1 protein-coding gene is annotated in these 256 nt (G+C 68.4%); it reads right to left on the minus strand.

Features of this window, described 5'->3' with window-relative positions; translation table 11 throughout:
* Positions 1–256 (minus strand): ATP-binding cassette domain-containing protein (locus EUU22_RS04280; protein WP_129330840.1); only part of this gene is annotated, 256 nt, incomplete at both ends.

The following is a 256-nucleotide window of genomic DNA, read 5'->3' on the forward strand; positions in this document are numbered from 1 at the left end:
AGGCTCTGGTGTGTGCCTTCCTCGGCGATCCGGCCGCCATCGAGCACAAGGATGCGGTCGGCCTTGAGCACGGTCGCGAGCCGGTGGGCGATGACGATCGTCGTGCGGTTCTGCATCAGGCCGTCGAGAGCCTTCTGGACCAGCGTCTCGCTTTCGGCGTCGAGTGCCGAGGTCGCCTCGTCGAGCAGCAGCAGCGGTGCGTTCTTCAGCAGGGCGCGGGCGATCGCGATCCGTTGGCGCTGGCCGCCGGAAAGCG

The organism is Ciceribacter ferrooxidans (assembly GCF_004137355.1).
GTDB classification, from domain to species: domain Bacteria; phylum Pseudomonadota; class Alphaproteobacteria; order Rhizobiales; family Rhizobiaceae; genus Allorhizobium; species Allorhizobium ferrooxidans.